Genomic DNA, 22,386 nt, shown 5'->3' with positions numbered 1-22,386 from the left:
TTACTGCGGCTTGGCTTCGGAGGACGCGCGACCGAAACGGCTGCGGAATACGCCAATGATCATCGGCACCAGCGACAGCAGGATAATGAACACCACCAGCAGCGACAGGTTCTTCTTGATAAACGGCACGTTGCCGAAGAAGTAGCCCAGGGTGACCAGGCCACCGACCCAGAGGATGGTGCCCAGCACGCTGAAGCCGAAGAAGCGCGGGTAGGGCATTTTGGCGATGCCGGCCACGAACGGCGCAAAGGTGCGCAGGATGGGCAGGAAGCGCGCCAGCGTCACGGTCTTGCCGCCGTGCTTGTCGTAGAAGTCATGGGTTTTTTGCAGGTAGTCGCGGCGGAAAATCTTCGAATTCGGGTTGCTGAACAAGCGTTCTCCGGCGGTTCGTCCGATGACATAGTTGGTGCTGTCGCCGAGGATCGCGGCCAGCATCAACAGGCCACCGAGCAGTACCGGGTCCATGCCGCCACCTGCGGCGACGGCGCCGGCGATAAACAGCAGGGAATCACCCGGCAGGAAGGGCATGACCACCAGGCCCGTTTCGCAAAAAATGACCAGGAACAGAATGGCGTAGATCCACGGACCGTAGTTGGTTACCAGCATGTCGAGGTAAACGTCGAGATGCAGGATCAGGTCAAGCGGGTTGAAATCCATGGATGGCACCTGTGTGAACGGCCCGACTCGGCAGGCCTGTGCGGAGGCTCGGGCAATAAGGCTACAAGTGACTGTCGCATTTCTTACAACCCTGGAAAGGTCCGCATTATACGGATTGAACGCTGAAAAGCGTGCGGCTTTTGTAGCGGGGCGTGTCGTGGTTGCCAATGTGGGATAGGCACCCACATTGGAGCTGCGAGAGGCTTTGGCGTCAGTCTACGTTGATCGGCAGAACGTAATTCTTGAATTCAGTGTCTTCGCGAAAGCCGATCGACTCATAGGTCTTCTGCGCCACTTCATTGTCGATGCTGGTCGACACCCGCAGCCGCACCGCGTGGGTTTCCCTGGCCATTTTCTTTGCGGTGCGCATCAGGTTGTCGGCCACCAGTTGCCGACGCGCATCTTCGGCTACATAGATATCGTTGAGGATCCACACCCGCTTGAGCGACAACGAGGAATAGCTCGGGTAAAGCTGGCAGAACCCCAGCAGCCGCTTGTCGTCGTCATCGGCCAGTGCCAGGTAAATCACCGACTCTTTACGGCGCAGGCGTTTTTCCAGAAAGGCCCGCGACGAATCCGGAAACGGCAACGCGCCGTAGAATTCGCGGTATTTGACGAACAGCGGGGTCAACAAATCCAGATGTTCCAGGGTCGCTTGAGTAATCCGCATGCCAGGCCTCAACTTCCAAAGGATATGACCACAGCAGCGGCCGTGACCTGATGCTGCCTAAAGACGCGAAAAAGCGCAATCGTGCCGCGATCAGCCCGTGGGCGGGCTGAGCAGGAAGTTTCCTTTGATCAGGTCGGGATCGTCGGATTCGAGGGTTTGCACCTGCGCTTCGTCCTTGAGGTTGACCCCCGACAGCTGTCGGCGGCACGCCTCCCGCATCAAGTACAGCAGGCGATGGGCCGCCATGCCATAGCTCAGGCCTTCGAGGCGCACATTGGAAATGCAGTTGCGATTGGCATCGTTGAGTCCAACCCTGGGGTTGTAGGTGAAATACAGCCCCAGGCTGTCCGGCGAACTGAGCCCCGGCCGCTCGCCGATCAGAATCACCGTCATCCTGGCGCCGAGCAGTTCGCCGATCTCATCCGCCACGGCCACGCGGCCCTGTTCCACCAGGATAACGGGCGACAGGGACCACCCCTCGGCCTGGGTCTGTTCTTCCATGCGTGTCAGAAACGGCAACGTATGTTTATGCACCGCCAGCGCCGACAAGCCATCGGCCACCACCACCGCCAGGTCCACGCCGCCGGGGTTGGCCGCAGCGTAGTCGCGCAGATGTTGGGCCGACTCGTCACTTAAGCGTCGGCCCAGGTCCGGCCGTTGCAGGTAGCTGTGGCGGTCGCTGGCGGCGCTGTGCAGCAGCAGGCTGTCGCGGCCGCGCTCGGCCAGCTGACTGCTCAAGCCTGCGTGATCGAACGGCAGATGCACCGCATCCCGCGCTTGGGCATGGGCGAATTGAAAGTCCAGCTGCGCTTGGGTGGGCAGGCTGGTGCCGGTGCGGCCCAGGGCGATGCGCGCCGGGGTGAGGCGGCGCAATTGCAGCCACGGGTTTTCAGGGAGATCGAGTGACACCGGCGGCTCCTTCATCCGAGTTGCGCCAAGGCGTGGCGAAACGCCGGTGGCAGGCTGTTACCAAACTGCACCTTGCCATCGGCCTGGGTAAAGATGCCCATTTTGGCCAGCCATTGCTCGAATTCCGGGGCTGGCTTTAAACCTAATGTTTGGCGCGCGTACAAGGCATCGTGGAACGAGGTGGTCTGGTAGTTGAGCATAATGTCGTCGGAGCCGGGGATGCCCATGATGAAGTTGATCCCGGCCACGCCCAGCAGGGTCAACAGGGTGTCCATGTCGTCCTGATCGGCTTCGGCGTGGTTGGTGTAGCAGATGTCGCAGCCCATGGGCACGCCGAGCAACTTGCCGCAGAAGTGGTCTTCAAGGCCGGCGCGGATGATCTGTTTGCCGTTGTACAGGTATTCGGGGCCGATAAAGCCGACCACGGTGTTGACCAGAAACGGCTTGAAATGCCGTGCCACCGCATAAGCGCGGGTTTCGCAGGTTTGCTGGTCGACGCCAAAGTGCGCATTGGCGGACAAGGCGCTGCCCTGGCCGGTTTCGAAATACATCAGGTTCTGCCCCAAGTTGCCGCGCTTGAGGCTCAAGCCCGCGTCATAGCCTTCCTGCAGCACGCTCAGGCTGATGCCGAAGCTGGCATTGGCTGCCTCGGTGCCGGCAATCGACTGAAACACAAGATCCAGTGGCACGCCCCGGTTGATTGCCTCGATGGAGGTGGTGACGTGGGTCAGCACGCAGGCCTGGGTGGGAATTTCGTAGCGCTGGATGATGGCGTCGAGCATTTCCAGCATGGCGCAGATCGAGGCGGTGCTGTCGGTGGCCGGGTTGATGCCGATCATGGCGTCGCCGTTTCCGTAGAGCAGGCCATCGAGGATGCTTGCGGCAATGCCCGCCGGTTCGTCGGTAGGGTGGTTGGGCTGCAGACGCGTCGACAGGCGCCCGCGCAGGCCCATGGTGCCGCGAAAGCGGGTGACCACGCGGATCTTCTGCGCCACCAGCACCAGGTCCTGCACACGCATGATCTTGGACACGGCGGCGGCCATTTCGGGTGTCAGCCCGGGCGCCAGGGCGCGCAGGGAGTGTTCATCGGCGGCATCGCTGAGCAGCCAGTCACGCAGGCCGCCCACGGTCAGATGGCTGACGATGGCGAAAGCCTGTTTGTCATGGGTGTCGATGATCAGCCGCGTGACTTCGTCGCTTTCATAGGGGATCAGCGCTTCTTCGAGGAAGTGCTTGAGCGGGATGTTCGCCAGCGCCATTTGCGCCGCGACCCGTTCACCGTCGTTCTGCGCGGCGACCCCGGCGAGCAAGTCACCGGAACGGGCCGGGCTGGCCTTGGCCATTACATCCTTGAGGCTGTCGAAGCGGTAGGTGTGCGCACCCACCGCGTGGGAAAAGCTTGCCATACAGTGTCTCCTTGGCGACGCAGGCAGTGCCCGCGTCGAGGTTTACGGCAGTTCAGTGCAAGGCGGCCTCTGCGGCCTGGATCGCCGCGAATTCTTCTTCGGGCGTGCCTGCTACCAAGTGATGCCGGCTGTAGAAAGCAAAGTAAGCAATTAATACTCCATAGATGATCGCGGCGCCAATGACCACTCGTGGATCCACCAGAAAGCCCGCCACCACGGCCACGCAGGCCAGTACCAGCGCCACGCCCGAGGTGAAGATGCCGCCCGGCGTGCGATACGGACGGTCCATTTTGGGGCGGCGAATGCGCAGGGTGATGTGTGCGGCCATCATCAGCACGTAGGAAATGGTCGCACCGAACACCGCCACCAGGATCAGCAAGTCGCCCTGGCCGGTCAGCGACAGACCAAAGCCGATGATGCCGGGGATCACCAGGGCCAGCACCGGCGCCTTGCTTTTGTTGGTCTCGGACAACTTGCGTGGCAGGTAGCCGGCACGTGACAAGGCAAAAATCTGTCGGGAATAGGCATAAATGATCGAGAAAAAGCTCGCGATCAGCCCCGCCAGGCCCACCAGGTTGACGAAGCTGCCCATCCACGTCGAACCGCCGTACGCCGATGCCAGCGCCTCAACCAGCGGGTTGCCGGACTTGACCAGCGCATAGGTGCCGGCACCGCCCGGTGCAATTACCAGGATCAGCAGGGCAAAGCTGGTGAGCACCACAATGGCGCCGATCAGCCCGCGCGGCAGGTCGCGCTTGGGATTGCGGGTTTCCTCGGCGGCCAGCGGCACGCCTTCCACTGCAAGGAAAAACCAGATGGCATAAGGGATGGCGGCCCACACGCCGACGTAGCCGAAGGGCAGGAAGGCGCTGGCGCCTCGTGCTTCGGTTACCGGCATGTCCAGCAGGTTGGCGACGCTGAAGTGCGGCACCATCGACACCAGAAACACGCCCAGAGCAATGGCGGCGACGGCGGTGATTACAAACATCAGTTTCAGGGCTTCGCCGACGCCAAAAATGTGGATACCAATAAAGAGGATGTAGAACGCCAGATAGATCATCCAGCCGCCAATGCCGAACAGCGACTCGCAATAAGCGCCGATAAACACCGCGATGGCGGCGGGGGCGATAGCGTATTCGATGAGGATGGCGGTGCCGGTAAGGAATCCGCCCCAAGGACCGAAAGCGCTGCGGGCAAAGCCGTAGCCGCCGCCGGCGGTAGGAATCATGGAGGACAGTTCGGCCAGGGAAAAACACATGCACAGGTACATGGTGGCCATCAGCAATGTGGCGAGGAACATGCCGCCCCAGCCACCTTGGGCCAGGCCGAAATTCCAGCCGGCGTAGTCGCCGGAAATCACGTAGGCAACGCCCAGGCCGACCAGCAGCACCCAGCCGGCGGCGCCTTTTTTCAGTTCGCGTTGTTGGAAGTAGTCGCTGTCGACGTTTTCGAAGTCGACAGAAGAGCCAGTGGGTTCGCTAGGCATGGGGAAGTACCTTCCATTCTTATTGTTTTTAACTCGCCCTATATAGGCCGAATACACATAGCAAGTACCTGTGGAGATCCAAGTGTGGGAGGAGGCTTGCTCCCGATAGCGGTGGGTCAGTGGCATACATATTGGCTGACACGCTGCAATCAGGAGCGAGCCCCTCCCACAGGGGCTTGCACTGCAGTCAGAAAATCAGAAGAACCCCAACGGATTGATGTCGTAGCTCACCAGCAAGTTTTTGGTCTGCTGGTAGTGATCCAACATCATCTTGTGCGTCTCACGCCCCACGCCGGACTTTTTGTAACCACCGAACGCCGCATGCGCCGGGTACAGGTGGTAGCAGTTGGTCCACACGCGGCCCGCCTTGATCGCGCGGCCCATGCGATACGCGCGGTTGATATCGCGGGTCCACAGGCCGGCGCCCAGGCCGAACTCGGTGTCGTTGGCAATCGCCAGGGCTTCGGCTTCATCCTTGAAGGTGGTGATGCTCACCACCGGGCCGAAGATTTCTTCCTGGAACACACGCATCTTGTTGGTGCCCTTGAGCAGCGTCGGCTGGATGTAATAGCCGCCGGCCATGTCACCTGCCAGTTTCTCCACCTTGCCACCGGTCAGCAGCTCGGCGCCTTCGCCCTTGGCGATTTCCAGATAGGAGAGAATCTTGTCGAACTGTTGCTCGGACGCCTGGGCGCCAACCATGGTGTCAGTGTCCAGCGGGTCGCCACGTTTGATCGACTCGACCTTTTTCATCACCACTTTCATGAAGTCGTCGTAGATCGACTCTTCCACCAGCGCGCGCGATGGGCAGGTGCACACTTCGCCCTGGTTGAAGAACGCCAGTACCAGGCCTTCAGCGGCTTTCTCGATGAACTGCGGCTCGGCCTTCATGATGTCGGCAAAGAAGATGTTCGGCGACTTGCCGCCCAGCTCGACGGTAGACGGAATGATGTTCTCGGCCGCCGCATGCATGATGTGCGAGCCCACCGGCGTGGAGCCGGTAAAGGCGATCTTGGCGATGCGCTTGCTGGTGGCCAGGGCTTCGCCGGCTTCCTTGCCGAATCCGTGCACCACGTTCAGCACGCCCGGTGGCAGCAGGTCGCCGATCAGCTCCATCAGCACGTTGATGCCCAGCGGCGTCTGCTCGGCGGGCTTGAGCACCACGCAGTTACCGGCGGCCAGGGCCGGCGCGAGTTTCCAGGCGGCCATCAGCAGCGGGAAGTTCCACGGGATGATCTGCCCGACCACGCCCAATGGCTCATGGAAGTGGTAGGCGGCGGTGTGCTCGTTGATTTCGGCGCTGCTACCTTCCTGGGCGCGGATGCAGCCGGCGAAGTAGCGGAAGTGGTCGGCGGCCAGCGGGATGTCGGCGTTGAGGGTTTCACGCACGGCTTTGCCGTTGTCCCAGGTTTCGGTGACGGCCAGCAATTCGAGGTTCTGTTCGATGCGGTCGGCGATTTTCAGCAGCACCAGCGAGCGGTCCTGGGCCGAGGTCTTGCCCCAGGCGTCAGCGGCGGCGTGGGCGGCGTCCAGCGCCTTGTCGATGTCTTTGCCGGTGGAGCGCGGGAAATCGGCGATTGGCTTGCCGTTGACCGGCGAGGTGGTAGTGAAATAGTTGCCATCGACCGGCGCGACGAATTCGCCGCCGATGTAGTTGCCGTACTTGGCCTTGAACGAAACGATAGCGCCTTCAGTGCCGGGGTGTGCGTAACGCATGGTGGGTATCTCCTGACTTTTATGTTTATTGGAGTACAGCGATGTTGCGCGTGATAAAGCGTAGAGCAAAGGCCGGGCCAGCGCGTGCTGGGTCAGGTAAATCAAGGGGTTGATGGTTGTTGCAATCCGTTGTTGTCACGCGCTCGGTACAGTCCGGGTGACAGTTTGTGCCATGGGTGGTACAGCGCGGTCGGACGGGATTGCATTGGTGGGAGGGCTGGGGGATGCTGGCCGTTCTCACGCAGGGAGAATAATAAGAAATGCACAACGACCATTTCAGTCGCCATGCCCGGCAAGTCCTCACTGTGGCGCGTGGCCAGGACCCGTCCAGTGATCCCTCCATCGCGCGCTCCTGGCTGCGCTGCCTGGAGGATTACCACCTCGACCCTGCGCAGACCATCGCCCCCACCGTGCTTGAACACGGCCGGCTGCAGGAAAGTCGCGAGCGCCTGCAGCACGTATTGCACATCGCTGGCAGCGAGATGCACAGCCTGCATCAGCAGCTCTCGGGCGCCGGTCATGCGGTGCTGCTGACTGACGCCCGCGGGGTGATCCTCAATTGTGTCACCGCGCCGTCCGAGCGCAGGATTTTCGAGCGCGCCGGGCTGTGGCTGGGTGCCGATTGGAGCGAGGCATGCGAAGGCACCAATGGCATCGGCACTTGCCTGGTGGAGCGTCAGTCCGTGACCATTCACCGCGATGAGCATTTTCGCGGCCGCCACACCGGGCTGACCTGCTCGGCGAGCCCGGTGTTCGACCCTCATGGCGAGTTGCTCGCCGTGCTGGACGTGTCCTCGGCGCGTGAAGCGGTGTCGCGCCAGAGCCAGTTTCACACGATGGCGCTGGTGAACCTGTCGGCCAAGATGATCGAGAGCTGTTACTTCCTGCGTCATTTTGAACATCACTGGCTGCTGCGTTTTCACCTGCAGGCCGAATCGGTGGGCTTGTTCAGCGAAGGGCTGCTGGCGTTCGACGGCGATGGGCGTATCTGCGCGGCCAATCAAAGCGCCTTGAACCTGCTGGGGCGAGCGCGCGGCGGTTTGCTCGGGCAGCCGGTAGAAGCGCTGTTCGACTGCACGCTTGATCAATTGCTCGGCCGCGCAAGCGCCAATGCCACGGCCAGTTGGCCGCTGCATACCCGTGACGGCCGGCGGTTATTTGCCGCATTGCGCGGCCAGGCCCGCATCCAGCCGGTTGCGCTGGCCGAGCCCGAGGCGCCCCGCCTGCCAGGTATCTGCCTGGGCGACCCTGCGCTACAGAGCGATTTTCGTAAGGCATTGCGAGTGTTCGAGCGTGATCTGCCGCTGCTGATCAACGGCGAAACAGGCTCCGGCAAAGAGGCCTTCGCCAAGGCGGTACACCACGCCAGCCAGCGCGCCGACAAGGCTTTCGTTGCCCTGAACTGTGCCGCCATCCCGGAAAGCCTGATCGAAAGCGAATTGTTCGGCTATCGCGGCGGCAGCTTTACCGGCGCGCGCAAGGAAGGTATGCAGGGCAAGTTGCAGCAGGCTGACGGCGGCACGCTGTTCCTCGACGAAATCGGCGACATGCCGCTGGCGCTGCAAACCCGTCTGTTAAGAGTGCTGGACGATCGCATGGTGGTGCCCATCGGCGGCGAGCCGCAGGCGGTCGATGTGCGTATCATCAGTGCGACCCATCGGGATTTGCTGGCTCGAATTGCCAATGGCACCTTCCGTGAAGATCTCTACTATCGCCTCAATGGCCTTGAGATCGCCTTGCCGCCGTTGCGCGAGCGCAAGGACAAACCACAGCTGCTGGACTTTCTGCTGGCTCGGGAGGCGGCGCAACAAGAAGTCATGTTGGATATTGCAGCCCGCGAAGCGCTATTGGCATACACCTGGCCGGGCAATGTACGGCAGTTAAGTACGGTGTTACGCGCGTTGGTGGCACTCTGCGACGGCGGGCGAGTGGGATTGGAAGATTTGCCCGTGGCTATTCGCCAGCTCGCGCCGCACTCGGTATCACCTGATAACACAGCGTATCCGCCTCTATGCGATGCCGAGCGTCTTACGCTGCTTAATGCCCTGGAGCTACAGCGGTGGCACATAAGTCACACGGCGAAATATCTGGGCATAAGTCGTAATACATTGTATCGAAAACTGCATAAGTATGGATTGGCAAGGCATGTGCTAGCCTGAGTTTTAAAGGCTTGCGTTTGATTTTAAATCAGCTGTTTGGTTTAACTAATTATGTGATTTTCCTGGTGTGTAGTCATTGTTTGGGACGGGTTGCTATGCGGTTGGCGAAAGCGTTCTTAACCCTCGTGGGAAATAGGCTAAAAGCTGGAAGTCTCATGGAACTCTATGCTGGTCAGTGTCCACTCAATAGTCGAGAACAGGGAGATCTCTTAATGAAAACTTGAATTTTATATAGAGGTGGTTTTAATGGCTAGAGTCAATGCGTCTGTACCCATGATTATCCCGGCATATGTTCCGCGACCTGCTGCCGCTCCGGCTGCACCTACGAGGAGCGTTAGTTTTTCGGGTCAGCCCACTGTTGGCAGACCTGTAACTAAATCACGCAGTATGAGTGTCAACCAGGGGCATTCAAGGCCGGCGGTTAAAAAAAATTCGCTCGGGCAAACACTTAACGCGCAGGGCAAGCCGATTAATGCCTCGGGGCATTTGATTAATGAGTTTAATCAGCGCATTAATCCCCAGGGTTATGCTATCAATGATCAGCATCACTTGATCGACAAGCAAAACAGGCTGGTTAACAAAGACCAGTATCTCGTAGATTCCGTGGGTCGGCCTCTCGACAAGAAGGGCAACGTTGCCAGGAGTATGGAAACTGCGGTGAAGGGTGATGTCGCTCTTCCAGTGGGTCGGGTGGTTGCTTCAGCCAATCATGCGTTCGCCAAGTGGAACAAAAAAGCTGCAGTCGGCAAAACGTCTGAGAAGTCGGAAGTGCCTCCGATTAAGAACTTAGCCGAATTAACCCAGCGCATGATGGACGCGGAAAAATTGATCAAGGCCGGCGTGATTCCCAAGTCGCCTGGCATAAAGAATGTTGCAGCGGAAGCAGCCACCAACGCTGCGATCAGCGGCTTGGTTTCGGCGCCTATCAGCGTCGGTGCCTATGGTGCTTCTACCTCGTGGGGCGAGAGTATCAAAGCGTCCTACCTGCCTCTTCCGCTTTTGCCACAAGCGCCAGGGACCAAGTCGATCGTTGACCCTTCCTTGGCCAAGACCCAGAAGGAGGCATCAACCACCAAAGAGTTGGGTGCAGAAACCAAAGAGCTGGATGCAGAAACCAAAGCGCTGTACAGCAAAATGGACGGCTTGCAAGTCTCAGCATTTACTTCGACGAATACGGCAATGGCTTTGCAACTCGGGACCTTTGAAAAGGGCTGGCTTCCTTCTCCTGACTGGTCAGCCGACCCTCTCAAACGAATGACCCAGCTTGAGGAGTTGCTGGATCGCAATGAGGCCTTGACCTGTGAGTTGGCCGAAAATTGCGAAGTTTTCTTTAAAGCGTACTTGCCGTTGAAGGATGCACCCAAGGGGGTCGCGGGGCTCTCTCAGCGAGTCGACACGGCCCAGCGAAGAATGCATGTAATCGATAGATCCCAATCGAGTATTGTGGATGCTTTCAGGGCTCGCTCCGAAGGACAGTAAGCGGCGTTGCTTTTGCTTATCTAATACTTAAGTGTCGTGCTTGGCGCAGGAGGCGTTTTATGCCCGACGTTGGGTGCTCTGCTGAGCGATACCTTAGTATTTGATTAGCAACTAAGCGTTTTCTGGTGGGGCAAGTTGCGCTGCCAGAAAACGCTTTTCCGTTGATGGGTTAGATCAGCTATAACAACCGAAGGAAATATTCCGTATGAACAATCACTCAAGTCTTGCTGATGGGCGAGCCGTGGCGTCGTCAATACAGGTGAACCCTTCAGTTGTTGATTGGCAGGCTTCTCAATTGGCGGGTGATGCACAGTTGGCTAAAGCACTTGGGCGCCAGTTGGCAACAGGCGGAAGAGTTCAAGTGCCTGCGCACTCTACGCTGGGCCGTTGGATCAACGTATTGAAGTCAGCTGTCCATTCTTCTGCCGCGCGGCGGTTGGAAGCAATAGCAGGTGGTTCCGTTGATGAAATTCGAATCAATACTCGAACCGGTGAAGTCACCTATTATTTTAACGCTCGAATTAAAAGACCGAGTGTGCTGCTGACAGATCTTTTAGGTGGCCGTGAGATAGAGAATGCCTTGTTGCATATCGCCAATGTGCTCGCCCCCAATGACGAGTTGCGTATTCCGGCGTTTTATCAGGGCGGTACGGTAGCGTTGAGCGATGTGCAGAATTTTTACGGTGAGCATCAGCATGCGTTGCCCCACCCGTCGTTAATGGAGCCGGTGCAGCAAGCGGTAGGTGAAGCGGATACCCTCTATAACATGCTCGCCGCGATGAGGGCTGTCCTTGCCAAACCAGGCCCTGCTTTCGACCTCGCGCTGCGGCAGGTAGAAGTGGCCCCTTATTCTCAACACTGGAGTCAAGAGCAGCACCAACCTGTGATGGTCAGTCTCAAGCAGTTGATTCTTGACAATGGCTGGCTCGTCCCAGAGAACAAGGATGAACTATTCAATCTCCTTCTGGCACTGGGGGCGCAAACCTATAGCAGCGAGAGCAAAAACAGCGCAGGCGGACTGCTCACCAAGGATGTGTCAATGAGTGCGCCGGATCAGTCCGCAGTCACCCGCGTTGTTGAAACATGGATTGCCCAACAGAAAAAACAGCAACCTGAGGGGCGGCGTAGCGCTGAGAGTTTGATCGAATACTTGAGCCGCTCAATTCCCGAATCTAATAGTCCGCAAGCCTTTCTAAAGAACCTCGTCAACGCTCCAGAAGCACAGACACTGGGTAAGCGAATACAAATGGCGATAGGTGCATTGCCTACCGCCACCAGCAGCGAAGAAGCCTTGATGACCGCGTTGTTATTGGATGCCGATATCAACGCAGGGCAACAGCGCAACAATCTGGCTGGCTATAACCTGCGCCAACGAGCCAACTGGGGGTGCTCACCGGCTGAAGTGGTCAGCCGTTTTGAAAAGCATCTCGACATTCGCTTTGGTGCGTCGCTGGCAAAAGTGGTGGCGTTTCAATTGTTATCCGTCTGCGCACCTGAATTTCTTGTAAAAGACATTCCGCCCTCCCTTGTATACGGTTCCCATTCATGGGCGCTGTTTAGTGCCGCGGTATCTCGAAGGGAGCTGAGTGCGGCAGGGTCAACCATCGGCGAAACTTACCAGGCAATTATGGAGCAGGACAGTGTTGCGCCTATCACCGAACATGCGCAGCACCAGGCACAACTTGCCCTGATGAGGTCAGTGATTGACTGGGCTATCGTGCGGGGCGTTATTCAAGAAAACGTTGACGACGAGTATACGGTCGAGCAAGTCGAACGCTCAGTCGAGGCAATGAATATCCAAGTAAACAGCATGACCGAGGCCGTAGAGCTGTTGAGCACGCCGATACCGACACGGAAAAGGTTGGCGCTTGCGGAATTACGGCACGTTTACGGCTCTGAAAACACACGTTTTTTTGAGCAGAAACTGTTTAGTACAGTCGCGTCGGGTAACAGATTGATTTATTCCCTGATGGACATTTATATGTCCGGCGATCTGCATGCACAACGCTGGTACTCTGACAGCGCGGAGTTTTCGGCTGAAAAAGTAGTTCCGCAGTTCTCGCAACTGAAGGATATAAACAAAGCGTTCGATGAGTCGTTTGAGGTCTATACGGCTCAGTTAAAGAAAATGTTCGAGAACGTGTTCAGCTATCAAGTTTCATTGTTGCCGCTGGAGGACAGGCGTTTGCTTGCGCGGGGCAAGATTACAACCTTTAGTCTCGATGCGCCCAATGACAGGACAGGTCTAAATGCTGATCACAAGATCGCTCAATATATTGCCACGGGCGCCATGCTCATTCGCGCGGAGCTGGATGGCAGGGTCGTACATTATTTGTATTCGCCTGCGCAGGGAAAGATTGTCAAGGATGCCGACCCTTCTCGGCCCGGTTTGCAGTTCCCGCAGACGCATCTGTATTTCACGATGCCTCGGCCCGGTTCGCCCGGCGAAACTGAAAGCACCGTCGATATACATTGGCAATTGGCCGACGAACCCTCTTTGGGCGTTACCGCGCGTCGCATCTACCCCTCGGCATCTTTGGCGGCGGCCATGCCCAGGTCGTTTGTGGGGCCGGTTCCGGGGGTTATTTCTCCCAAGCTCAGTGAATTGTCGACCATTGTCGGCGCTTACTTTACCCGTGGTCTGGAGTCGGTCAAAAAAAACGCCAAGGGGCAGACACCTCAAGAACGGTCGATTGCGTTTCATGCGGCGGTTCGTGAGTTTTTCTTGAACCTTGTGCCTTTTTATTCGGCAATCAAAAGCTTTATGGAGGGCAGGATTGGCGAGGGTTTTATAAACCTTGTATTGGACGTGTTCGGTTTTGTTGTCCCCTCCGCGAGAGGCGGCGTTCAAGCCCTCAGGGCCGGCACCAAAGGGCTGGGCTCGCTATTGAGTTTCACCAAAGGCTTTGCCGCGGCGGGCGTGCAGGCAGCCAACCCCCTGAGTAATGTGTTTGATGTGGGCCGTGGCGTGTTTAAGCTGAGTGGGAAAGGCATCAAGCAATTGGGCCGGTTGCAAGCGTCATCGCTCGACAAGTTGCGCAGTATCCATGGCCCGCGTAGTGGCAGCTTCACTCCTTCAAAATTGGGTAATGGTAATAAAGAGAGCATCGGTCAAGGTACCTATCGAAAAGTAGAGGGACATTCAGAATGGGGGGCTGCCCATGCCTCTACTGTAAACGGCGCGCCATTGAAAGAACTCGACCCCGATTCGCTATCCAATGTTGCCCGGCAGTTGGTGGCCCCGGCAGTGGGCGTCGTCATAGACTCAGGACTTTCGGCGGCCAGCACAGCGCTGAACAAGCACCTCTATCACCGCACGCTTCCCTCTGTGATTCACCATGGCAGCTTGCCCGAAGACGAACCTATGGCGCCTGCTCCGTCAGACGGCGTATCTGAAGGTATAGCGCCCGCTGTCGAGGTACGCATTGACTCTGCTCTGCGCCTTCGGTTCGAAGCCGCAAAGTCGAATGCCGTCAATATAGAAAAACACTCACTGGAGTACTCGGCGGGGGGCACGGTGCTCAATCACGTTCCGAGGCAAGTCTGGTCGGACGACCCACAACGGCTTCTGGACCAGTTGGAAGCGGAGTTGTGTTTGATCGAGGAACGCGCAGAAATCGACGCGCACATGCACGAAGTGTTTTTTGAACCCTACCACTTCTATGGTGACCTTGATCAAGGCCCCGACGGTTTGGAAAAGCGCCTGGAGGTGATTGAGAAAAAGATAGTCGCAGTGAGAAAGGTCCAGGCGAAACTGTACAAGCTGCTGAACCCGGACGCGGCCTGATCCGTGGCATTGACCTAAAGAGTGCGATTTCCTTCGCCCTGCGCTAACCTGCGCCGATGTTTTACGAGGTCAATTATGCACATTCATATTTTGGGTATCTGCGGTACGTTCATGGGCTCTATGGCCGTGCTGGCCAAGGAGTTGGGCCATCACGTCACCGGCTCCGACGCCAACGTTTACCCGCCGATGAGCACGCAACTTGAGGCTCAAGGCATTGCGCTGACCCAAGGCTACGACCCTTCGCAATTCGAACCGGTGCCGGACCTGGTGGTGATCGGCAATGCCATGTCCCGTGGCAACCCGGCGGTCGAGTACGTACTTAACAAGGGGTTGCCGTATGTTTCCGGCCCGCAATGGCTGGCCGACCACGTACTGCAAGGTCGCTGGGTGCTGGCGGTTGCGGGCACTCACGGCAAGACCACCACCAGCAGCATGCTCGCCTGGGTGCTGGAGCATGCCGGCATGAGCCCGGGCTTTTTGATCGGCGGTGTGCCGCAGAATTTTTCGGTGTCTGCCCGTTTGGGTGAGACGCCGTTTTTTGTGATCGAAGCCGACGAATACGACAGCGCCTTCTTCGACAAGCGCTCCAAGTTCGTCCACTACCGTCCGCGTACGGCCATTCTCAATAACCTTGAATTCGATCACGCCGACATCTTCCCCGACCTGCCGGCCATTGAGCGGCAATTCCACCACCTGGTGCGCACTATTCCCAGCGAAGGTCTGGTCATCCACCCCAGCACCGAGCCTGCGCTGCAGCGTGTGATCGACATGGGCTGCTGGACTCCGGTGCAAACCACCGGCGCCGGCGGGCAGTGGCAGGTCAAGCTGCTGAGCGAAGACGGCTCGCGCTTCGAAGTGCTGTTTGAAGGCCAGGCCCAGGGCATCGTCGAGTGGGGCATGACCGGCCAGCATAACGTCGCCAATGCCTTGGTCACTCTGGCTGCCGCGCGGCATGTGGGCGTGGTGCCCGCCATGGGTATCGCTGCGTTGAGCGCGTTCAAAAGCGTGAAGCGTCGCATGGAGAAAGTCGCTGAGGTGAATGGCGTTACCATCTACGACGATTTCGCTCACCACCCCACGGCGATTGCCACCACCCTGGATGGCTTGCGCAAGCAGGTAGGTGATGCCCGAGTCATCGCGATTGTCGAGCCGCGCTCCAATTCCATGAAGCTCGGCGCGCACCGCGATGGTTTGCCGCAAAGCGTCAACGATGCCGACGAGGTGATCTGGTATGCGCCCGCCAATCTCGGCTGGGACCTGCCGGCGATTGCAGCGCTGTGCAGCGTGCCGTCGACGGTCTGCGATTGCATCGAAGGCATCATCGAACACGTCAAGCAGCAGGCCACGCCGGGTACTCACGTGGTGGTCATGAGCAACGGCGGCTTCGGCGGCTTGCATGGCAAGCTGGCCGAGGCGCTGAAATGAGCGGCCCGGAACGCGTCACCCTGGCAATGACCGGCGCATCCGGTGCGCCTTATGGCCTGCGCCTGCTTGATTGCCTGGTGCGCGAAGAGCGCGAAGTGCTTTTTTTGATCTCCAAGGCCGCGCAATTGGTAATGGCCACCGAGACCGATGTGTCACTGCCTTCCAAGACGCAGACCATGCAGGCGTTCCTCACCGAATACACCGGTGCGGCGGCGGGGCAGATCAAGGTCTACGGCAAGGAAGACTGGATGTCGCCGGTGGCCTCGGGGTCCGGCGCACCTGCAGCGATGGTGGTGGTGCCGTGCTCCACCGGCACGCTGTCGGCAATTGCCACCGGTGCCTGCAACAACCTGATCGAGCGGGCGGCGGATGTGACGCTCAAGGAGCGTCGTCAGTTGATCCTGGTGCCGCGTGAAGCGCCGTATTCGAGCATTCATCTGGAGCACATGCTCAAGTTGTCGAACATGGGCGTGACCATTTTGCCCGCGTCGCCGGGCTTCTATCACCAGCCGCAGACCATCGATGACCTGGTGGATTTCGTGGTGGCGCGCATTCTCAATCTGCTCAACATCCCCCAGGACATGCTGCCGCGCTGGGGCGAGCACCATTTGAGCAGTGATGAATAAGGCGCTGCTGCTGGTGATGGCGCTGCAACTGGCCGGCTGCGCCACGGCGCGTACGCTGGACGCCGCGCAGCCCGGCGCACCGGTGGTGTATGCCGGCACACGCCTGGACCTGTATGCGATTGACGGCGGCTGTTGTGCCAGGGACAAGTTCGGGGCGGAGGCGCCGCGCTACCCTCACGCGGACCTGCCAGCCAGTGCGCTGCTCGATACGCTGCTGTTGCCGCTGTCGGTGTTAACGGTGTTGGGCGTGGGGTTTAACGCAACAGGCGGCCTCTGACGCAAGGCCAAATGTGGGAGAGGGCTTGCTCCCTCCCACAGGTTCAGGTTACTTGCCGAGCTTGCGCAACTCATCCGACTCCACCACCCGCACGCCATTCTGTTCTTCCAGGGCCAGGCGCCACATGGCCCGGGCGAGGTCGCACACTTCGATGCCGTGGTACTTGCCTGGAATCAAACGCGACAACGGCCCGGCCAGTTGTTCGGCCAGGCGCGGTTCAAGTCTATCCCCCAGCAACAGCGAAGGCCGTACGAGGGTCAGTTGCGGCCAGTCCTGCGCCCGCACTGCCTGTTCCATTTCGCCTTTGACCCGGTTGTAGAACACTGAGGATTTCGGATCGGCGCCAATCGCGCTGATCACGATCAGGTGCCGCGCGCCCAGTTCCCGCGCGCGTTTGGCGAAGGCGACGACCATGTCCAGATCGACGGCGCGGAAGGCCGCTTCGGAGCCGGCTTTCTTGATAGTGGTGCCCAGGCAGCAGAAGGCGATATCCACCTGGCCGCTCAGCTGTGGCAACACCTGCGCCGGCTCGCCCACCGGGTTTTCCAGGTGCGGGTGCTCGGCAAGTGGCTTGCGGCTCGGCGCCAGTACGCGGCTGACGGTGGGTTCGTTGAGCAGGCGGTCCAACAAGTGTTCGCCGGTAAGGCCCGAGGCGCCTGCGAGCAGGATATGCTGAGGTGTCAGGTACATGATGTTTCCCCCTTATTACACATTACAGCTTAGTTGCCTTTGGCTTCCTTGCTATTCATTGAGACGCTTTCGAGCGCCTTTCGTGCCTGCTGTTTGCGTAAGAGTTGCCAGTGGGCGATCACTCCCTTGGGCGCCCAGATCTGCGGTTCGGACGCTTCGAAGTTGTCCGCCTGCTCGCGCTCGGTCACGTGCAGTTGCGCCAGTTTGAAGGCTTGCTGCAAATCGTCGGTCTGGTTAAACGCCTGTGCGAAGAGGGCGTCGCCAAAGTAGGTGAAGTCGGCTTCCTCGGAACAGCCGAACGACACGCGATCAGCCCTTGAGGCGGTCATGATCAACGTGTGTTCATCTTTCAACGCTGGAATGAAGCCGCCGGAATAGCAGGCGGAAATCACGATGATCTTGTCGCGGTTTTGCAACGGCGTGAGCACGGCGGCCAGCTCGTCGGCGGGCAGGTCGGCCAGCTCCATGCGCGGCTGGTCGAGCACCAGTTCATGCTCGTGGGTGCCGTGGCTGGTCAGGTAGATAAACACCAGGTCTTCCGGCCCGCTGCGTTCGGCCAGGGTCTGTACTGCGCGGCGCAGGCTTTCACGGGTGGCCAGGGGACGGTCGGTGATGTGGTCGCGGTGGTTGACCAGGCGAATCTGCCCACGGGCGCCGAAGCGCGTGGCGAGCATGTTGCTGACGTAATCGGCTTCGCGCAGGAACACGCTTTGCTTGCCGTCGCCGGCCACGGCCAGGGTGTACAGCTCCACGGCGGGGGTGGAGGCGGGTACTGCGGCGAGCGCCTCGTTGAGCAAACGGCCCTGGGCGAACACGCCGATTTCCAGTGGGTCGGGCAGCAGCTTGCCGTCGGCGTCTCGCACGCGCAGGCCATTGGCCCAGGTACCTGCCTGCACGGTACCGTCGGTGAGCACCAGCGTGCCGCGACCCTGATAGCTGTCGCCATCGAAACCGCCGATATAGAAGCTGCCGTCCGTGAGGTTCAGGCGACCTTCGCCGGTAAAACGCCAATCGCTGAACTGGCCCACGTAGTGGCTGCCGTCCACGCCGATCAACTCGCCCTTACCGCTCAATGCACCTTCCTTGAACTCGCCGATCCACACGTCACCGTCGGCGTTTTCGTAGCGGCCCTTGCCGTTGAGCTGGTTCTGTTTGAACTGGCCGACATAGATGTCGCCGTCGGCGCTGTTGAACGTGCCGTTGCCTTCCAGCTGACCATCGACGAAACGGCCGCTGAACTGGTTGCCACTGTCGTCGTTGCGTTGGCCTTCGCCGTTCGGCTTGCCGTGGGCGAACTGGCCCTGGTACTGGCTGCCGTCGGCCAGCTCCAGGCGACCGAGGCCTGAGTACTGGTCGTCGAGAAATTCGCCACGGTAGGTCATCTGCCCCTCTTTGAGGGTGCCTTCGCCGTTGCGGCGGCCCTTCTTGAAGCCGCCCACGTATTGGCTGCCGGCGGTGGTCAGGCTGCCCTGGCCATCGAACAGGCCCTGCTGGAACTCGCCTTTATAGACTTCGCCGTTGCTGCCATGCCATTCGCCCAGGCCGTGCCACTGGCCCTTGTCGAACGCACCGGCGTACCAACTGCCGTTGGGATAGTCGACACGGCCCTGGCCCTGCAGCAGGCCATTGACCACATCACCCCGGTAGCGGCCCCCATCGGGCAGGCGCGCATCGGGCGGCAACAGCGATTCGCCGTCTCCGCAGGCGGTGAGCAACAGGGCAAGGGCAAGGGGGGCGAGTGGGCGCATAGCGGGATCCGGATAATTGAGCGCCGAGTATGCCGCAGCCGCGCGTTTGATACATAAATTTACATACGTTGTGGCGAGGTTTAGCGCCTCACCACAGACAGGGCCCTACACAAAGCAGAGGGACAGCGACTCGGCAATGTAGGCAGGTTTTTCCTGGCCGTCGATTTCCAGGGTGCAGGTGGCCTTGAGCAACCACTGGCCGGGCTTCTTCTCGGTGACATCGGTCAGGGTGACCGCCAGGCGCACCCTGGAGTCGACTTTCACCGGCTGGATGAAGCGCACGCTGTCCAGGCCATAATTGACCGCCATTTTCAGGCCTTCGGGCACGACCAGGATGTCTTCGATCAACTTGGGAATCAGCGACAGCGACAGAAAACCGTGGGCGATGGTGCTGCCGAACGGGGTCTGCGCGGCTTTGACCGGGTCGACATGGATGAACTGATGATCGCCTGTGGCCTCTGCGAACAGGTTGATACGCGCCTGGTCGATGGTGAGCCAGTCGGAACGTCCCAGTTCCTTGCCGACATGATCTTTGAGCTGCGCTACAGGTACATAGGGCATTGCATCTCTCCTTGGTTCATCGGTTTTTATCTGCCCGATCGTCGGGGCATTTTCTGGATTGCAGAGAACCACTGTAGATCATCACGGCCCTTGCGCCCGGTCAATCCACCATGCTTATGGCGAATGCCGGTGCATAGACCTGACATGCTTATAATGCGGGCGAGTTTTGACGGGGGAGAACGCGGATGTTGTTAAGGGGCCTGACTTGGCTGGTGCTATTTCAATTGATCGGCACGGCGCTCAATCATTTGCTGGTGCCGGTACTGCCGGGGCCGATCATTGGCCTGTTGCTGATGCTGGGGTTCCTCATCTGGCGCGGCGAAGTCGGTGAGCCCCTGAACCTGGCGGCCAGCAGCCTGTTGCGATACCTGCCGCTGCTGCTGGTGCCGCCCGCCGTGGGCGTGATGGTTTACGCCCGCGAGATTGCCGCCGACTTCTGGGCCATCATCGGTGCGCTGGTGTTATCGCTGGTGATCGCCATGGGTTTCGTCGGTGTGCTGATGCAGCAGTGGGTCAAGCGCAAGGAGAAGAATCAATGATCGGCGACTGGCAAGGCGCCTGGACCTCCGTTATCCATCACCCGCTGTTCGGCATCGGCATTACCCTGGGGGCTTACCAACTGGTGCTGGCCGGGTTCGAGAAAACCCGCTGGATCTTTCTGCAACCCGTTCTCGTCTCGATGCTGCTGGTGATCGGCGTACTGCTCACCTGTGGCCTCAGCTACGCCGAATACCGCAAGAGCACCGAGATCATGGGCGTCCTGCTGGGCCCGGCAACGGTGGCCCTGGCTGTGCCGCTCTACCTGAACCTGCGACGGATTCGCCAATTGTTCTGGCCGATTTTTACCACGCTGGTATTGGGCGGAGTGTTGGTCACCGGGCTGTGTCTGTTGCTGGGCCAGTGGTTCGGCGCCGAGCACCGGATGCTGATGACCATGGCGCCCAAGTCGGTGACCTCGCCGATTGCCATGCTGGTGGCCGAGCAAATCGGCGGCGTGGCCGCATTGGCCGCCGTGTTTGTGCTGATCACCGGCGTGGTCGGCGCCATGATCGGCCCGGCCTACCTGACGCGCCTCGGCGTGCACAGCCCCGAGGCACGCGGCATGGCGCTGGGCATGACCGCCCATGCCGTCGGCACCTCGGTGGCCTTGCAGGAAAGCGAAGAATGCGGCGCCTTTGCCGCGCTGGCCATGAGCCTGATGGGCGTGGCCACGGCGGTGTTCCTGCCGTTGGCCGTGTCGATGATTGCCTGAGCCAGGTTCAGGCAAGCCGTTGAGGCCACACAATATCGTCTGCGAACGCATTCTCTTTGATTTGCAGAATCGGTTTGCCCGCGGCAGCCACTTGGTCGATCAGGGTGTCGTATTCGTCCTTATTGTTGCGGCCAGCATGGGTTCGCGCTTCGATATCCCTCCTGAAGGAGCCGGCTTGGGCAGCGAGATCCTCAATGTTCGCAGCCCTGGTCAGGCTAGAATGCATAAGCCAGATACGGTCGCTGGGGATGCCTTCGCCCTTGGGGACTGACAGGTGGGCCTCCAGGTCGTCGTCAGGAAGCCAGGCGTCTTCGTTCGCGCCTTTGGTATTGAAAAACAGGTTGTCGCCTTTGAGTACGACCTCCATGCCGCGGGTGTCTATGACATAGATGAAGCCAAAGCGCTGATTGCGACGAATCATCTCGCTGTTGTCGTCAGAGCCGGACGATTGGGACGATTGGGATGAGTCCGAGGTATCGCCGTCGGAAGACTCTGAATCGGTGTAAGTCCTGTTCGGGTTTCGTGGAGGGCGTGAGTCGGTCTGGTAGTTGTATTTCAGGTATGCGCTGGGCGGCGAACCCTTGTTGTAAGTCTGCACCTCTTGCAGGCTCACACTGGCGCTGATGGGCGTGCCGGTTGTCGAACCTGCCCGATGTTTCATGCGCGGCAGCATTTCGTTGTCGTTCGTCAGCTCAACCAGCGTTCGGTCATCAGCCCTGAACAAACCGGGGATGTCGGTGCGGTATAGCTGGCCGTTGAGGTTTCGCTTGTAGCCCAATGTTTCAAGAAAACCGTTCAGGAATTCTTGGCTGATGCTGTCTTCAAAATCTTCCGGGTGATTTACAGAATAGTCTTCACTTCTGATCGCCCGGATCAACGGCTGGATTTCCTGGCGCAATTGATCGAAACGCAATGGGTTGTTTGGGTCTTCTGTCTGCTGTTTGTGCAGTGTTGCCCATTCCGGGATCTTTGCGTGCTTGCGAAGATCTGCCAGCAACTGTGCGTGTTGCGTGGGCGACAGGTTGTAGTTGCGCAGCAATTGGGCGTGCTCTTCAGGGGTTTTGTCGGGAAAAAGCGATTTGAAGGGGCCACTTAGCAACTCGCTCCTCGCAGTACTGGCATCGGGCACGCTGGGGCGCTGTGCCCCGTGAACTTTCGATAGCGAGCTGGCGCCCGAGAAAAAATCGAGGGGCAACGGCCGCTTGAGTGGGTTGGCTTGCTCTGCCATGAGGGACGTTCTCCAGGTAGGTTCCCCCTCGTTTTTGAACAGCACCGGACCTGGCGGCAGGCGCTTGTACAGATCGGTGGCGCGGTAGGCGTTAGCGCTCGGATCGAATTCGATGTGTACCGTGCCGATGCCTTTCACGTCAGCGAAGGTGCGCCCGACAATATAGCGAAAGCCTTGCGTGTTCGCAGGTTGTATGCCGCGCAGCATAGGGGGCTTGAGCAGGTAATCGGCCAGGGATGGCGCGGTTGCACTCGCATTGGCGATGTGGGTAATGAGGGGGGAGTCCGTCACTGCGGGCACTGTGGATGTA

18 protein-coding genes are annotated in these 22,386 nt (G+C 59.3%); 8 read left to right on the top strand and 10 right to left on the bottom strand.

The genetic code is table 11. The features are described from left to right. The 6 genes from TU75_RS16885 to exaC form a co-directional block, all read right to left on the bottom strand. Entirely contained in the window at positions 1 to 657 is a 657-nt protein-coding gene (locus TU75_RS16885) for a DedA family protein (RefSeq protein WP_003237086.1), read from the bottom strand. A 211-nt stretch (positions 658 to 868) separates the two neighbouring features. Then, positions 869 to 1,327: a GNAT family N-acetyltransferase gene (locus TU75_RS16880; protein ID WP_060549559.1), complete on the bottom strand. Its 459-nt coding sequence runs from the start codon at positions 1,325 to 1,327 to the stop codon at positions 869 to 871. Positions 1,328 to 1,417: 90 nt separating this feature from the next. After that, positions 1,418 to 2,251: an ethanolamine ammonia-lyase subunit EutC gene (gene eutC, locus TU75_RS16875; RefSeq protein WP_060549558.1), complete on the bottom strand. Its 834-nt coding sequence runs from the start codon at positions 2,249 to 2,251 to the stop codon at positions 1,418 to 1,420. Then, complete coding sequence (locus tag TU75_RS16870; RefSeq protein ID WP_003237079.1) at positions 2,248 to 3,642, bottom strand: ethanolamine ammonia-lyase subunit EutB; 1,395 nt, start codon at positions 3,640 to 3,642, stop codon at positions 2,248 to 2,250. The genes eutC and TU75_RS16870 overlap by 4 nt, the downstream gene beginning before the upstream one ends. A gap of 52 nt (positions 3,643 to 3,694) precedes the next feature. Then, the gene (gene eat, locus TU75_RS16865) at positions 3,695 to 5,128 is read right to left on the bottom strand and encodes an ethanolamine permease (protein ID WP_060549557.1); all 1,434 of its coding nucleotides are present in this window, start codon (positions 5,126 to 5,128) and stop codon (positions 3,695 to 3,697) included. Between the two features lie 195 nt (positions 5,129 to 5,323). Further along, positions 5,324 to 6,844, bottom strand: a complete 1,521-nt coding sequence (gene exaC / locus TU75_RS16860; RefSeq protein WP_003237075.1) for an acetaldehyde dehydrogenase ExaC — start codon at positions 6,842 to 6,844, stop codon at positions 5,324 to 5,326. A gap of 260 nt (positions 6,845 to 7,104) precedes the next feature. Here exaC and TU75_RS16855 point away from each other — a divergent pair, with 260 nt between their 5' ends. From TU75_RS16855 to TU75_RS16830, 6 genes are all read left to right on the top strand, one after another. Then, positions 7,105 to 9,003 (top strand): sigma-54-dependent Fis family transcriptional regulator, encoded by a 1,899-nt coding sequence (locus tag TU75_RS16855; protein WP_060549556.1) that lies wholly within the window; start codon positions 7,105 to 7,107, stop codon positions 9,001 to 9,003. Positions 9,004 to 9,390: 387 nt separating this feature from the next. Beyond that, positions 9,391 to 10,482, top strand: coding sequence for a hypothetical protein (locus tag TU75_RS16850; protein ID WP_060549555.1), 1,092 nt, complete (start codon positions 9,391 to 9,393; stop codon positions 10,480 to 10,482). 205 nt (positions 10,483 to 10,687) lie between these two features. Next, positions 10,688 to 14,269, top strand: coding sequence for a hypothetical protein (locus tag TU75_RS16845; protein WP_231981894.1), 3,582 nt, complete (start codon positions 10,688 to 10,690; stop codon positions 14,267 to 14,269). A gap of 75 nt (positions 14,270 to 14,344) precedes the next feature. After that, positions 14,345 to 15,694, top strand: a complete 1,350-nt coding sequence (gene mpl / locus TU75_RS16840; protein WP_060549553.1) for a UDP-N-acetylmuramate:L-alanyl-gamma-D-glutamyl-meso-diaminopimelate ligase — start codon at positions 14,345 to 14,347, stop codon at positions 15,692 to 15,694. Then, on the top strand, positions 15,691 to 16,320 hold the full coding sequence (gene ubiX / locus TU75_RS16835) for a flavin prenyltransferase UbiX (protein WP_060549552.1): 630 nt from the start codon (positions 15,691 to 15,693) through the stop codon (positions 16,318 to 16,320). The genes mpl and ubiX overlap by 4 nt, the downstream gene beginning before the upstream one ends. Beyond that, positions 16,313 to 16,597, top strand: coding sequence for a YceK/YidQ family lipoprotein (locus TU75_RS16830; RefSeq protein ID WP_003237064.1), 285 nt, complete (start codon positions 16,313 to 16,315; stop codon positions 16,595 to 16,597). Before ubiX ends, TU75_RS16830 begins: the two co-directional genes overlap by 8 nt. 48 nt (positions 16,598 to 16,645) lie before the next feature. Here TU75_RS16830 and TU75_RS16825 read toward each other — a convergent pair whose 3' ends face one another. The 3 genes from TU75_RS16825 to TU75_RS16815 form a co-directional block, all read right to left on the bottom strand. Continuing rightward, positions 16,646 to 17,287 (bottom strand): oxidoreductase, encoded by a 642-nt coding sequence (locus TU75_RS16825; protein WP_015373036.1) that lies wholly within the window; start codon positions 17,285 to 17,287, stop codon positions 16,646 to 16,648. 29 nt (positions 17,288 to 17,316) lie between these two features. After that, positions 17,317 to 19,035, bottom strand: a complete 1,719-nt coding sequence (locus tag TU75_RS16820; RefSeq protein WP_003237061.1) for a C13 family peptidase — start codon at positions 19,033 to 19,035, stop codon at positions 17,317 to 17,319. Between the two features lie 105 nt (positions 19,036 to 19,140). After that, positions 19,141 to 19,596: a MaoC family dehydratase gene (locus TU75_RS16815; protein WP_060549551.1), complete on the bottom strand. Its 456-nt coding sequence runs from the start codon at positions 19,594 to 19,596 to the stop codon at positions 19,141 to 19,143. A 185-nt stretch (positions 19,597 to 19,781) separates the two neighbouring features. Here TU75_RS16815 and TU75_RS16810 point away from each other — a divergent pair, with 185 nt between their 5' ends. Further along, positions 19,782 to 20,135, top strand: a complete 354-nt coding sequence (locus tag TU75_RS16810) for a CidA/LrgA family protein (protein WP_060549550.1) — start codon at positions 19,782 to 19,784, stop codon at positions 20,133 to 20,135. Beyond that, the gene (locus tag TU75_RS16805; RefSeq protein WP_060549549.1) at positions 20,132 to 20,848 is read left to right on the top strand and encodes an LrgB family protein; all 717 of its coding nucleotides are present in this window, start codon (positions 20,132 to 20,134) and stop codon (positions 20,846 to 20,848) included. The genes TU75_RS16810 and TU75_RS16805 overlap by 4 nt, the downstream gene beginning before the upstream one ends. Positions 20,849 to 20,855: 7 nt before the next feature. Here the strand turns inward: TU75_RS16805 and TU75_RS16800 are convergent, their stop codons facing one another. Next, positions 20,856 to 22,367, bottom strand: coding sequence for a hypothetical protein (locus TU75_RS16800; RefSeq protein WP_060549548.1), 1,512 nt, complete (start codon positions 22,365 to 22,367; stop codon positions 20,856 to 20,858). Between the last annotated feature and the right edge of the window lie 19 nt (positions 22,368 to 22,386).

The sequence above is a fragment of the Pseudomonas poae genome (genome assembly GCF_001439785.1).
GTDB lineage: Bacteria > Pseudomonadota > Gammaproteobacteria > Pseudomonadales > Pseudomonadaceae > Aquipseudomonas > Aquipseudomonas poae.
This window is presented reverse-complemented; position numbering and strand designations above follow the sequence as displayed.